The following is a 12781-nucleotide window of genomic DNA, read 5'->3' on the forward strand; positions in this document are numbered from 1 at the left end:
CGGGCCCTTCAGTCCGCCTGGATCTTCGAGGCCTTGACCACCTGGCCCCAGCGCGCGAGTTCGGCGCGGCTGTAGTCGCCGAGCTGTTGCGGGCTCATGTAATCGGCCGCCGCGCCCTGCTCGGCGGCCTTTTGCCTGAACGCCGGCGTGGCCAGGATCTTCGCGACCTCGGCGCCGAGCCGGTCCACCACCGCCTGCGGCGTCTTCGCCGGCGCGAACACGGCGAACCACGAGGTGGCGTCAAGCTTCGGCAGCCCGGCCTCGGCCGCGGTGGGCACGTTCGGCAGCGAGGCCACGCGCGTCTTGCCCGTGACCGCCAGCGCGCGCAGCTTGCCCGTGGCGATGTGCGGCATGTAGGGCGGCGGCGTACCGAAGGTCAGATCGACCTGGCCGCCCAGCAGGTCCTGCAGCGCCGGGCCCGTGCCCTTGTAGGGGATGTGATTCATCTGGATGCCGGCCTGCTGCTCCAGCATCGCGCCCGTGACGTGCTGCAGCGAGCCGTTGCCCGAAGAGGCGTAGTTGAGCTTGCCCGGGTTGGCCTTGGCATAGGCCACGAGCTCGGCCAGCGTCTTCACCGGCAGGCCCTCGCGCACCACGATCACCTGCGGCGCGCTGAGCACGTTGGCCACCGGGCGCAGGTCGTCGAAGCTCCATTGCGAGGCCGTGTTCACGTGCGGCGTGATGACGTGGTAGCCCGAGTACTGCATCAGCAGCGTGTAGCCGTCGGGCTCCGCGCGCTTGACGGCCACCGCCGCCACCGCGCCGTTGGCGCCGCCGCGGTTGTCCACGACCACCGTCTGCCCAAGCGCCTTGCCCAGCGGCTCGGCCAGCATGCGCGCGGCAATGTCGGTGGTGCCGCCCGGCGCGGTCGGCACGATCAGCGTGACCGGCTTCGCCGGGTAGTTGCCCTGGGCGCCGGCGGGGCCGGCAGCCAGTGCGGCCATGGCGGCGAGGGCGAGCAGGGCGGATCGGCGGGTGTGGTGGGGGGTCATGCTTGTCTCCTGGACAGTGAGCCGCGAATCGGCCGGTAGGAGGCCCGCGTGCGGGCCGAATGGTCTTGGCACTCCGGTGGTTCGGCCCGCAAGCGGGCTTCCTGCCAGCGGAGGTGGCGCTTCAGCCTTTGGCCAGCGCCCGCTCGCGGATGGCGTCGAAGTCCGCCGGCGGCTTGTGCAGGTCGAGCCGGCGCCCGGCCGCGACGATCTGGCTCGGGATGCCGTGGTTGATGAGCGCCGGCAGCCGGGCTGCGGCCTCGATCAGCCGCGCCAGGTCCACGCCGGTGTCGTAGCCCATGAGCTCCAGCGCGTGCACGATCTCCTCGCTGCACACGTTGCCCGTGGCGCCGGGCGCGTAGGGGCAGCCGCCGATGCCGCCCAGCGAGGCGTCGAAGCGGTCGGCCCCGGCGGCGATGGCCGCCAGCACGTTGGCCAGGCCCATGCCGCGCGTGTTGTGGAAGTGCAGCGTCAGCTCCGTGCCCGGCCAGCGCGCGCGAAAGGCGCGCACCAGGCGCTCGACCTGCGAGGGGAAGGCCATGCCGGTGGTGTCGCACAGCGTCACGCCGCGCGCGCCCAGCTCCTCGACGTAGCGCGCGCACCAGCCCAGCACCACGTCCTCGGCCACGTCGCCCTCCATCGGGCAGCCGAAGCTGCACGACAGCGACACGTTCACCGCCCCTTGCGCGCCCCGCGCGATGGCATTGACGGCCGACAGCGCCCGGAACGACTGCTCGCGCGTCATGCGCAGGTTGGCCAGGTTGTGGCTCTCGCTGGCCGACATCACCAGGTTCAGCTCGTCGGCGCGCGCGTCAATGGCGCGCTCGGCGCCGCGCACGTTGGGCACCAGCGCGCTGTAGACCACGCCCGGGGCGCGCTCGATCTCGCGCAGCACCTGTTCGGCGTCGCGCAGCGCCGGAATCGCCTGCGGCGAGACGAAGGCCGTGACCTCGATCTTGGCCATGCCGGCGCGCGAGAGCGCGTTGACCAGGGCGATCTTGTCCTCGGTCGGCACGAAGGCGGCCTCGACCTGCAGCCCGTCGCGCGTGCCGACCTCCTGCATGAAGATGCGCCGCCCGGCGCCGTTCCAGACGTTCATCGATTCGTTGCTCACGTTGCTCAAGTTGCTCAAGTTGCTCATGCCACCACCTTGCGCTCGCGCAGCGCCGCGATCTGCTGCTCGGTGAGCCCGATCTCGCGCAGCACCGCGTCGGTGTCGTCGCCGAGCTTCGGGGCCGGGCTGCGCACGCCGCCCGGGGTGCCCAGCAGCTTCGGGACGATCCCCGGCACCTCCACCACGTGGCCGTCGCGCGTGGGCTGCTGAAGGATCATGTCGCGCGCCCGGTAGTGCGGGTCCTCGACGATGTCCTTCGCCGTGTAGACCTTGCCCACCGGCACGCGCGCGGCGTTGAGCGCGTCCATCACCGCGGCGACGGTGCGCGGGGCGGTCCAGGCCTCGATCGCCGCGTCGATCTCGGCCACGCGCTTGACGCGCCCGGCGTTGTCCGCGAGCGCCGGGTCGTTGCCCAGGTCGTCGCGGCCGATGGTGGACATCAGGCGCTTGAAGATGCTGTCGCCGTTGCCGGCCACGAGCACGTAGCCGTCCTCGCAGCGGTAGGCATTGGAGGGGGCGATTCCGGGCAACGCGCTGCCGGCGGCCTCGCGCACCGCGCCGAAGGCGCTGTACTCGGGCACCAGGCTCTCCATCACGTTGAATACCGCCTCGTGCAGCGCCACGTCGATGACCTGGCCGCGTCCGCCGTGCGCCTGGCGGTGGTAGAGCGCCATGAGGATGCCGATGGTGCCGTGCAGCGCCGCCAGCGTGTCGCCGATGGAGATGCCGCAGCGCACCGGCACGCGCCCGGGCTCGCCGGTGAGGTGGCGCAAGCCGCCCATGGCTTCGCCGATGGCGCCGAAGCCGGGCAGGTCGCGGTACGGGCCGGTCTGCCCGTAGCCGGAGATGCGCAGCATGATCAGCCCGGGATTGAGCGCGCTGAGCTGCTCGTAGCCCATGCCCCAGCCCTCCAGCGTGCCGGGGCGGAAGTTCTCGATCAGCACGTCCGCCTCGGCGATCAGCCGCCGCGCGATGTCCTGGCCCTCGGCGCTGCGCAGGTCCAGCGCGATCGAGCGCTTGTTGCGCGACTGCACCTGCCACCACACGGAGGTGCCGTCCTGGATCAGGCGCCAGTTGCGCAGCGGGTCGCCGCTGCCGGGCGCCTCGATCTTGACGACCTCGGCGCCGAAGTCGGCCAGCGTCTTGCCGGCGAAGGGGCCGGCGATCAATTGGCCCATCTCGACGACCTTCAGGCCGCTGAGGGCGCCGGGCGGGATCGGGGTGTCGGTCATGGAGATCTCCTGTGTCTTGTGCTGGCGCTGCCGCGGCCCTCGCAGCGGCGGCACGGGCGCCATTGTGGAAAGGCAGCCTCCCGGCCGGAATGACCGGGTGGCGAGCCGAGCTTTCGCGGATCGGGAAAGCGCGCGCTGGCCCCTTTCCCGTTCGCCCTGAGCCTGTCGAAGGGCAGGCGCTGCCATGCGGGCATGGCGGAGGCTTCGACAGGCTCAGCCCGAACGGGGTTTTCCCAGCGCGAGCAATGAATCCGCTTCAGTTTCCCGGCGCCGTGCCCTGCAGCAGGTGCTCGGCCAGCAGCCGCGCCGGCCGGGGCAGGGCGGCGAAGTCGCGTGCGCCCAGCAGCAGCTGGCGCTGCACCCAGGCGTCGTTGAGGGCGATGCGGCGCAGGCCCATGGACACCAGGTGCGGCTGCACCGCGGCCTCGGGCAGCACCGCCACGCCCAGGCCGGCGGCCACCATCTGGCACATCGCGTCGAAGCTGCGCACCTGGATGCGCAGCTTCAGCCGCCGCCCCAGCGCGGCCGACTCGCGCTGCAGCCGCTGCGCCAGCGAGGTGTTGGCCGAGAGGCTGACGAAGTCGCAGTCCGCGGCCTCGGCGAAGTCGAGGGCCTCGCGAGCGGCCAGCGGGTGGTCGCGCGGCACCACCAGCACCAGCCGGTCCTGCCGGTACGGGCGCACCTGCAGTCCCAGCTCGGGCGTGCGCTCGGCGAAAAGCCCCAACTCGGCGCGGCCGTCGAGCACGGCCAGCACCACGTCGGAGCTGTCGCCCTCCTCGAGCTCGATGCGGATGCCGGCGTTGCGCGCCATGAAGGCGGCGATGTCGCCGGGCAGGAACTGCGTGACGGCCGAGGTGTTGGCCCAGAGGTGGGCCACGCCCAGGACGCCGGCGGCGAAGTCGGAGAGCTCGGCGGCGAGCTGGTCCACGTCGCCCAGGATGCGCTGCGCATGCCGCTGCAGCGCCTGGCCCGCGGGCGTGAGCGTCACGCCGCGCGAGTGCCGCTCCAGCAGCGGCGCGCCCACGGCGGCCTCCAGGTCGGAGATGCGCTTGCTGGCTGCACCCACCGCCAGGTGCGCCAGCTCCGCGCCGCGGCTGATGCTGCCGCTGCGCGCCACGAAGCCGAACAGGGCCAGGGAAACGAGGTCGAGGCGGTGGAGGTTCAAGGCCGGGAAGAGGCGGAAGAAGGGGTTGCCGATTCTCCGCCCGGTACCGGCGTGTGGTTCAGCCCACCGCGCGTGGCGCCGGCAGCGTCTTGCGCCGCAGCAGCTTCACCGCCAGCGTCAGCAGTGCGGCGCCCATGAGCACCAGGCTGGCGCACAGCGCGAAGAGCACCCAGGCCAGCACCGGGGCCGCGGCGCCGGCCCAGCCCAGCAGCCACTGCGCCGTGTCCACGGCCACGCGCAGCAGCCCTTCCCAGCCCGGCATGAACTGCTCCAGCCAGCCGTTGAAGGGCAGTTGTTGCGCCAGCCCGGGCAGGTCGCCCAGCCAGGCCGGGTCGAGGCTCAGCACCGCGTACAGCGCCCAGGCCAGCAGCGCGCACAGCGCCAGGCCCAGGGCAGCCAGAGTCCAGATCAGCAGCAGCATGGAGAGGCCTTCCTCGTCGTTATGGATGCGGCATTGGAGGCGCCGCCCCGGGCCCGGTTCCGCGCCCGCCTAAAATCGCCGCCTTTTGCGCGCGCCGACCCGCCACCCGCGGCGCGCCGCTCCCCTCCCGGTGGCCATGTCGAGGACAACCATGTTCAAAAACCTCGCGCGCGGCGTCATGCCGGCCGCGTGCATTGCAGCTTCATTCGCCGGCGCTCCCGCCGCCTTCGCCCAGACCGCCGCGCCACTGAAGGTCGGCTTCGTCTACGTCACGCCCGTGGGCCAGGCCGGCTGGACCTTCCAGCACGAGCAGGGCCGCCTGGCCATGGAAAAGGCGCTGGGCGCCGCGGTGAAGAGCACCATCGTCGAGTCGGTGGCCGAGGGCCCGGACAGCGAGCGCGTCATGCGTGACCTCGCCGCGCAGGGCCACGGCCTGATCTTCGCCACCAGCTTCGGCTACCTGGAGCCCGCGCTGCGCGTGGCGGCCGATTTCCCGAACGTGAAGTTCGAGCACGTGGGCGGCTACAAGACCGCGCCCAACCTGGCCACCTACAACGCCCGCTTCTACGAGGGCCGCTGGCTCGCCGGCTACCTCGCGGGCAAGGCCAGCAAGTCGGGCAGCGCCGGCTACGTGGCCGGCTTTCCGGTGCCGGAGGTGATCCAGGGCATCAACGCCTTCACGCTGGGCATGCAGGCCGCCAACCCGAAGGCGCAGGTGAAGGTGCGCTGGCTCGACACCTGGTTCGACCCCGCCAAGGAGCGCGAGGCGGCGCTGTCGCTGGTGAATGCCGGTGCCGACGTGCTCACGAACCACAGCGCCTCGCCCGCGGTGCCGCAGGCGGCCGAGGAAAAGGGCGTGCACCTCATCGGCTACCACAGCGACATGGGCCGCTTCGCGCCGCGCGCGCAGCTCGCCGCGGTGGTGGCGAACTGGGGCGGCTACTACACGCGCGTGGCGAAGGCCGCCATGGAGCAGCGCTGGAAGCCGGAGCCGATGTGGGGCGGCCTCAAGGACGGCATGGTCGAACTGGCCGCGCTGAACCCGTCGCTGCCCAAGGCGCTGCGCCAGGATCTGGCCACGAAGCAGCGCGCCATTGCCGACGGAAAGCTGCTGCCCTTCGGCGGCCGCCTCGTGGACCAGTCCGGGCGCGTGCGCCAGGAGACGGGCGCGCTCGACGACGCGGCGATCGCGCGCATGGACTGGTTCGTGCAGGGCGTGCAGGGGACGCTGCCGGCGCCGAAGTGAGCCGCGGCGGCATGGTGGCCCGCCGCACGGAACATGCCTTGCCGCTGTTCGGCATGGAGCCCGCCGCCGCCGCCGCCGCCGTTGCCGACCCCCGTGCCGCCTCGCTGCTGCGGGTGAAGACGATCTACCTGGAGCCCGCGGTGGAGGGCTTCCAGCGCGGGCGCGAGATCCTGGCCCGCTTCCCCGAGGCCGAGCGCATCGAGGTGCCGTCGCACTGGAACATCCCCGGCCTGCACGGCAACGAGGGGCTGGTGGGGGAGTGGCTGCGCACCAAGCGCGACGTGCTGGTGCTGGGGGTGCGCAAGTCCATGAGCGTGCGCCTGAACGGCCGCAGCGCCGACTGGATCGCGCCGGGCAGCTCCAACGGCTGCGCCATGGCCTGCGCCTACTGCTACGTTCCCCGCCGCAAGGGCTACGCCAACCCGGTGACGGTCTTCGTCAACATCGAACAGATCGCCGACGCGCTGGTGCGCCACGCCGGGAAGCTCGGCCCGAAGCCGGAGCCGAACCAGGTCGATCCGGTGTACTGGGTCTACGACATCGGCGAGAACGGCGATTTGTCTGCCGACGCGCTGGTGTCGGACAACGTGCGCGACCTGGTGGCGCTGTACCGGCGCATTCCCAATGCCAAGGGCTCGTTCGCCACCAAGTTCGTCAACCGCGAGCTGCTGGACTACGACCCGCAGGGCAAGACGCGCATCCGCTTCTCGCTCATGCCGCAGCGCGCGGCCAAGGTGGTGGACGTGCGCACTTCGCCGGTCGCGGAGCGCATTGCCGCCATCAACGACTTCGTCGAGGCCGGCTACGAGGTGCACCTGAACTTCAGCCCGGTGATCGTGTACGAGGGCTGGCGCGCCGACTACGCCGAGCTGTTCCAGCAGGTGGCCGACGTGCTTTCCCCCAAGGCCCGCGCCCAGATTGCTGCCGAGGTGATCTTCCTCACCCACAACGAGGCGCTGCACGAAGTGAACCTGGGCTGGCACCCGAAGGCGGAAGTCATGCTCTGGGTGCCGAAGCTGCAGGAAGTGAAACGCAGCGAGAACGGTGCGGACAACGTGCGCTACCGCACCGGGCTCAAGGGAAAGATGGTGAACATCTTTCGGGAACTGCTGGAGCAGGGGCTGCCGGGGTGCCCGATTCGCTACGCGTTCTGAATCACGCCGCCAGCGCCTCGCGCAGCCTCTCGGCCTCTTCTCCAAACCCATACGCATCCATCCCCAGCGCCGCATACGCATGGCTCTCATGCAGCCGCAGCGGCTCCACCTCGCGTCCGCCCGCGCCGGCCGCCACGTACCAGGGCAGCAGGTGCTCGTCGGTCGGGTGCATCAGCGCCGCGTGCGGGGCCTGCGCGCGGTAGTCGAAGAGGGCGTCCCAGTCCCGCGCCGCGGCCCGCTCGGCGAACCAGTGCCGGAAGGCAGCGCTCTCCGGCTTCTCCGGCGCGTCCAGCGGCGCGCGGCCGGTGAAGGTGGTCAGCAGCCGCAGGTTGTGCGTGATCGAGCCGCTGCCCAGCACCAGCACGCCGCGCGCGCGCAGCGCGGCCAGCGCTTCGCCCAGGGCGAACTGCCGCGCCGGCGGCGCCATCGGCATCCAGGCCAGTGGCAGCACCGGCACGTCGGCATCGGGGTAGAGGTAGCGCAGCGGCGTCCAGATGCCGTGGTCCAGGCCGCCCTCGTTCACCACGTGCGCGGTGACCCCGGACTCGGCCAGCACCGCCTTGACTTCCTCGGCCAGCGCCGGCTCGCCCGGGGCGTCGTAGCGCATCTCGTGCAGCGCCTGCGGGAAGCCGCCGAAGTCGGGCACGGCGTGGTGGCGCGCGGCGGCCAGCAGCACCGGCTCGCGCGTGAGGGTGTGCGCCGACACGGCCAGGATCGCGCGCGGGCGGCCGAAGGCGGCGTCGATGGCCGGCCCCAGGCGCTGCATGAAGGCACCGGCCGCGCCGGGCTCCAGCGCGATCATGGGCGAGCCGTGCGACAGGAAGATCGAAGGTAATGCGTTCATGCCGCCATTGAAGCAGGACGGCGCACACGGCCCGTTGCGGGGCTTTGCACCCGGCATTCAGCCCGCTGAAGGGGCTCGGGTATCGTCCCTCGCATGAGCTCGCCCGCCCTGCCGCCCGATGCCGCCCTGCCGCTGGCGCCCGCCACCGCCAGCCGCCCCCTGAAACCTTCCGTCGTGAAGCTGGCCTGGCGCCAGACCTGGCGCGACTTGCGCGCCGGCGAGCTGCGGCTGCTGGTGGTCGCGGTGCTGCTGGCGGTGGCCGCGCTCACGGCGGTGGGCTTCTTCGCCAACCGGCTCAATGCCGGGCTGGAGCGCGATGCCGGCGCGCTGCTGGGCGGCGACGCGCTGGTGGCCGCCGACAAGCCCGTGCCGGCGGACTTCGAGGCCCAGGCACGCGCGCAGGGCCTGCGCACCGCGCGCAGCGCCTCGTTCCCGAGCATGGCGCTGGCGCCCGACGACAAGGGCGGCGCCTCGCGGCTGGTGGCGGTCAAGGCGGTGTCCGAGGGCTACCCGCTGCGCGGCCAGCTGCGCGTGCGCGACGCGGCCGACGGCCCGTCGCGCCCGGCCGACGGCATCCCCTCGCCAGGCAGCGTCTGGGTGGACGCCGCGGTGCTCGACGCGCTGCAGCTGCGCCTGGGCGACGAGCTGCTGCTGGGCGACGCCCGGCTGCGCATCGAGCGCGTCATCACGCTGGAGCCCGACCGCGGCGCCGGCTTCCTGAGCTTCGCGCCGCGCGCGCTGCTGCGCGATTCCGACCTGGTGGCCACGGGGCTGATCCAGCCCGCCAGCCGCGTCACCTACCGGCTGGCCGTGGCGGCCGCGGGCGACGGGGACGGGGCCGCGGCGGCGCGGCGCTACACGGACTGGGCGGAGGCGCAGATCCAGGCGCAGGGCCTGCGCGGGTTGCGCGTGGAGTCGCTGGAGAACAGCCGCCCGGAGATGCGCCAGACGCTGGAGCGGGCCAACAAGTTCCTGAACCTGGTGGCGCTGCTGGCGGCGCTGCTGGCCGCGGTGGCGGTGGCGATCGCCGCGCGCGACTTCGCGCAGCGCCACCTCGACGACTGCGCGCTGCTGCGCGTGCTGGGCCTGCCGCAGCGCGCCATCGCGTCGGCCTACGTGCTGGAGTTCGGCGCCGTGGGTCTGATCGCCAGCGTGCTGGGTGTGGCCGCGGGCTGGGCCATCCACTTCGGCTTCGTGCTGCTGCTGGGCTCGCTGGTGGAGACCACGCTGCCCGCGCCGGGCTGGCAGCCCGCGGCCTTCGGTCTGGGCGTCGGGTTGACGCTGCTGTTCGGCTTCGGGCTGCCGCCGGTGCTGCAGCTCGCGCGCGTGCCGGCGCTGCGCGTGATCCGCCGCGACGTGGGGCAGCTGAAGGCCGCGTCGCTGGCGGTGCTGCTGGCCGGTGCCGGCGGCTTCGCGGCGCTGCTGGTGGCAGCGTCGTCGGACCTGAAGATGGGCCTGATCGCCGTGGGCGGCTTCGCCGGCGCGGTGGCGCTCTTCGCGCTGTGCGCCTGGGGCGCGGTGGTGCTGCTGCGCCGCGCGGTGCCGCGCGCGCGCAAGGCGCCGCGCTGGCTGGTGCTGGCCACGCGCCAGGTGGCGTCGCGCCCGGGCTTCGCGGTGCTGCAGGTGTCGGCGCTGGCGGTGGGGCTGCTGGCGCTGGTGCTGCTGGTGCTGCTGCGCACGGACCTGATCGACAGCTGGCGCCAGGCCACGCCGCCGGACGCGCCCAACCGCTTCGTGATCAACCTGCAGCCGGACCAGGGCGAACCGTTCCGGCAGATGCTGGCCGAGGCCGGCGTGAAGGGCTACGACTGGTACCCGATGTTCCGCGGCCGGCTGGTGGCCATCAATGGCCAGGGCGTGCGCGCCGGCGCCTGGAGCGAGGAGCGCGCGCAGCGGCTGGTGGAGCGCGAGTTCAACCTCAGCCACGACGCCGCGATGCCCGTGCACAACCAGCTCGCCGCCGGGAAGTGGACGCCCGACGAGCCCGACGCCGTGAGCGTGGAGGAGGGCCTGGCGCAGACGCTGGGCCTCAAGCTCGGCGACCGTCTGCGCTTCGACGTGGCCGGCGTGCAGCACGAGGGCCGCATCACCAGCCTGCGCAAGGTGGACTGGGGTTCGATGCGGGTGAACTTCTTCGTGATGTTCCCGCGCGCGCAGATGGAGGAGGTGCCCACGACCTACATCGCCGCCTACCGCGCGCCGGACGTGGCGGGCTTCGACAACCGGCTGGTGCGCGAATTTCCCAACGTCACCAACATCGACGTCTCGGCCTCGCTGGGCCAGGTGCAGGCGGTGCTGGACCAGGTCATCCGCGCCGTGGAGTTCCTGTTCGGCTTCACGCTGGCCGCCGGGCTGGTGGTGCTGTTCGCCGCCGTGTCGGCCACGCGCGAGGCGCGCGAGCGCGAGTACGCCGTGATGCGCGCGCTGGGCGCGGGGCGCGCGCTGCTGCAGCGCGTGCAGCGCGCGGAGCTGCTGGGCGTGGGCGCGCTGGCCGGCTTCCTGGCCTCGGTCGCGGCGGTGGCGGTCGGCTGGGCGCTGGCGAAGTACGCCTTCGACTTCGCCTGGAACGGCTCGGCGCTGGTGCCGCTGGCCGGCACGCTCGCCGGCGCGCTGCTGGCGCTGGCCGCGGGCTGGTGGGGTTTGAGGGGGGTGCTGACGCGGCCGGTGGTGCAGACGCTGAGGAGGGCGGCGGAGTAAGGGCGCCGGGGGCTGCCCTGCAGCGAGCGGCCCCGGACTGCCGTGTCAGGACTGTTCAAAGCACGGCTTCAAGGCCTTTGCGCTCGATGAGGCTGAGCAGCTTCTGGGAAGGACCACTGGGCTTCTTGTCGCCGATTTCCCACTTGCGCACCGTTGACAGGCTCGTGTTGAGCACCGACGCCAGCACGGCCTGGCTCAACTGCAGGCTCTCACGCAAGGCGCGGATCCGGCACGCGTCGTATTCGGGCACCGGATCCAGGCACAAGGCGTCGTACTTGCGCATCTTGCGCTTGTCGATGAAGCCCAGACGGTGCAGATCGGCGGCCGTGTCATGCACGGCTTCCAGGATCCGGCTCTTTGCTTTGGCAGACCTAGGCCTCGTCGTCATGGCAAATCTCCAGAAGTGTTCCGTCCATCATGGCCGCTTCCAGTTGACGCACTGTTCTGGCCAGAAGGTCGGTGGCAAGGTCTTGCAGCGCCTCAAGCTCTTGGTCGCTGATGTTCGAGCGCACGTTCTTCTCGAATCCGAAAACGAAGAACCATCGACTGCCCTTGTTCGTCGCCAGCAGGGTTCTTGCGCCGCCGCTCTTGCCTCGTCCCGGGAGCGCGATCCGCTTCTTGACGACGCCACCACCCAGGTCGGCATCAATCAAGCCCGCAGCCATTTCGTCCACTGCCCGGCACAGCGCTTGGTCAGGCAACCGTGCCTTGCGCATCCAGCGGTCGAAGTGACGCGTCTTGAAAACCCGTCTCATCTAGGAATTATGCCACTTGGTGGCATACATATTCGTTGAGCCGAAGGCTGAGGTCAGCGGCGGGGTGTTGTTGAGGCTGTTGCAGCCCGCTCCCGGTAAGCCCCGGGAGAGGTGGCTTGGCACTACCCTGGCGAGCCCACCGCTTGCTCGCATCACAGGACATGAAGCCCGTCATCCGCGCCCAGATTCCCGCTGACAAGCTCCCCCACGCCGTGCCGCCGGCCTACCGCGACGCGGTCCGCAAGGCCGCCCGGCCCGATGGCCGCTATTCGCTGCTGCTGTTCGCGCACGCGCCGCGCGACGTGGTGTCGTCGCCGCCGGTGCGCAAGGCGCTGCGCCGGCTCGGCGCCCCGGCCGCCGACGGCGTGCTGGCCGTGGGCACGGTGTTCACGCAGGAGGCGCTGGCGCTGCTCGAAGAGGCCGGCGCCAGGGTGGTGGCATACCGCAAGTCGAAATGGACCGACGAGTCCGCGCGCCAGCGCCAGCTCAAGCCCGGCGGCGTCGGCGTGGCGGCGCCGGCCACCGTGCCCCTGCCGTGCCCGCCCGGGCTGGACGACGCGGCGCTGCACTCGCCCGCGTGCGTGCTGGCGCATGCCGACGCCTACCCCGACGCGCCGGCGCCCGACGACGACGCCTGGGGCCTTTCGGCCGAGCCCGGGGCGCAGGCGCCGGAAGACGCCGACCACCTGCTCTCCGGCTATGCCGGCACCGACTACTTCATTGAAGGGCTGGATCAGCCGCTGCACCCGGGCGAGCCCAACGCCGCGCTGGCCGGCTTCCTGGCCGGGCGGGGCGCGCGCGGCGTGGCGGTGCTGACCGCCTGCAACCCGCTGAGCGAGCCGCTGCCGCCGGGCGAGAACGCGCGGCGCCAGGACGCGCTGCGTGCCGCGCTGGAAGCCGAGGGCCTGGCTTGCGTGGCGGCCCATGGGCGCGCCCGCGGCGAAGCCGCCGAGGACACGGGCGAGCCGCTGCTGGCGGTGTTCGACGCGCCGCCGGCGCTGCTGCAGCGGCTGATGGACCAGTTCGGCCAGAACGCCGCCGTGGTGGCGGCCATCGACGCGGCGCCGCGGCTGTGGCTGCGTCCGGGCTTCATGCGCGAGCTCGCGCGCGAGGAGTACGCGGCGAGCTGACGCACGCTGAAATCGTAAAAGGCGCGGCCAGGGG

The 12781-nt window shown here is 72.2% G+C and carries 12 protein-coding genes; 4 read left to right on the forward strand and 8 right to left on the reverse strand.

Annotation, left to right across the window (positions count from 1 at the left end):
- Window positions 1-8: 8 nt before the first annotated feature.
- The 5 genes from FJ694_RS19210 to FJ694_RS19230 all read right to left on the reverse strand — a co-directional run bounded on the left by FJ694_RS19210 (window position 9) and on the right by FJ694_RS19230 (window position 4921).
- Window positions 9-992 carry a Bug family tripartite tricarboxylate transporter substrate binding protein gene (locus FJ694_RS19210; protein ID WP_157268932.1) on the reverse strand — a complete coding sequence of 328 codons (984 nt, stop codon included), beginning with the start codon at window positions 990-992 and terminating at the stop codon, window positions 9-11.
- Window positions 993-1113: 121 nt separating this feature from the next.
- On the reverse strand, window positions 1114-2130 hold the full coding sequence (locus FJ694_RS19215) for a hydroxymethylglutaryl-CoA lyase (protein ID WP_375140235.1): 1017 nt from the start codon (window positions 2128-2130) through the stop codon (window positions 1114-1116).
- The gene (locus FJ694_RS19220) at window positions 2127-3335 is read right to left on the reverse strand and encodes a CaiB/BaiF CoA transferase family protein (RefSeq protein ID WP_157268933.1); all 1209 of its coding nucleotides are present in this window, start codon (window positions 3333-3335) and stop codon (window positions 2127-2129) included. The genes FJ694_RS19215 and FJ694_RS19220 overlap by 4 nt, the downstream gene beginning before the upstream one ends.
- A gap of 256 nt (window positions 3336-3591) precedes the next feature.
- Window positions 3592-4500, reverse strand: a complete 909-nt coding sequence (locus FJ694_RS19225; RefSeq protein WP_157268934.1) for a LysR substrate-binding domain-containing protein — start codon at window positions 4498-4500, stop codon at window positions 3592-3594.
- Between the two features lie 58 nt (window positions 4501-4558).
- The gene (locus FJ694_RS19230) at window positions 4559-4921 is read right to left on the reverse strand and encodes a hypothetical protein (protein ID WP_157268935.1); all 363 of its coding nucleotides are present in this window, start codon (window positions 4919-4921) and stop codon (window positions 4559-4561) included.
- Between the two features lie 151 nt (window positions 4922-5072).
- On the opposite strand from FJ694_RS19230, the gene FJ694_RS19235 reads away from it, so the two are divergent.
- Window positions 5073-6167 (forward strand): BMP family ABC transporter substrate-binding protein, encoded by a 1095-nt coding sequence (locus FJ694_RS19235; protein WP_157268936.1) that lies wholly within the window; start codon window positions 5073-5075, stop codon window positions 6165-6167.
- A gap of 11 nt (window positions 6168-6178) precedes the next feature.
- Complete coding sequence (locus FJ694_RS19240; protein ID WP_198320905.1) at window positions 6179-7321, forward strand: spore photoproduct lyase family protein; 1143 nt, start codon at window positions 6179-6181, stop codon at window positions 7319-7321.
- A gap of 1 nt (window position 7322) precedes the next feature.
- Here FJ694_RS19240 and FJ694_RS19245 read toward each other — a convergent pair whose 3' ends face one another.
- Entirely contained in the window at window positions 7323-8165 is an 843-nt protein-coding gene (locus FJ694_RS19245; RefSeq protein WP_157268937.1) for a dioxygenase family protein, read from the reverse strand.
- Window positions 8166-8258: 93 nt separating this feature from the next.
- Between FJ694_RS19245 and FJ694_RS19250 the strand changes: the two genes are divergently transcribed.
- Complete coding sequence (locus FJ694_RS19250; protein WP_157268938.1) at window positions 8259-10862, forward strand: ABC transporter permease; 2604 nt, start codon at window positions 8259-8261, stop codon at window positions 10860-10862.
- Window positions 10863-10917: 55 nt separating this feature from the next.
- Here the strand turns inward: FJ694_RS19250 and FJ694_RS19255 are convergent, their stop codons facing one another.
- Together FJ694_RS19255 and FJ694_RS19260 are read right to left on the reverse strand one after the other, a co-directional pair.
- On the reverse strand, window positions 10918-11250 hold the full coding sequence (locus FJ694_RS19255; protein ID WP_157268939.1) for a helix-turn-helix domain-containing protein: 333 nt from the start codon (window positions 11248-11250) through the stop codon (window positions 10918-10920).
- Window positions 11234-11617 carry a type II toxin-antitoxin system RelE/ParE family toxin gene (locus FJ694_RS19260; protein WP_157268940.1) on the reverse strand — a complete coding sequence of 128 codons (384 nt, stop codon included), beginning with the start codon at window positions 11615-11617 and terminating at the stop codon, window positions 11234-11236. The genes FJ694_RS19255 and FJ694_RS19260 overlap by 17 nt, the downstream gene beginning before the upstream one ends.
- A gap of 161 nt (window positions 11618-11778) precedes the next feature.
- Between FJ694_RS19260 and FJ694_RS19265 the strand changes: the two genes are divergently transcribed.
- On the forward strand, window positions 11779-12747 hold the full coding sequence (locus FJ694_RS19265) for a DUF3293 domain-containing protein (protein WP_157268941.1): 969 nt from the start codon (window positions 11779-11781) through the stop codon (window positions 12745-12747).
- Window positions 12748-12781: the final 34 nt, after the last annotated feature.

It is taken from the genome of Azohydromonas aeria, from assembly GCF_009760915.1.
Classification (GTDB): Bacteria; Pseudomonadota; Gammaproteobacteria; order Burkholderiales; family Burkholderiaceae_C; genus Azohydromonas; species Azohydromonas aeria.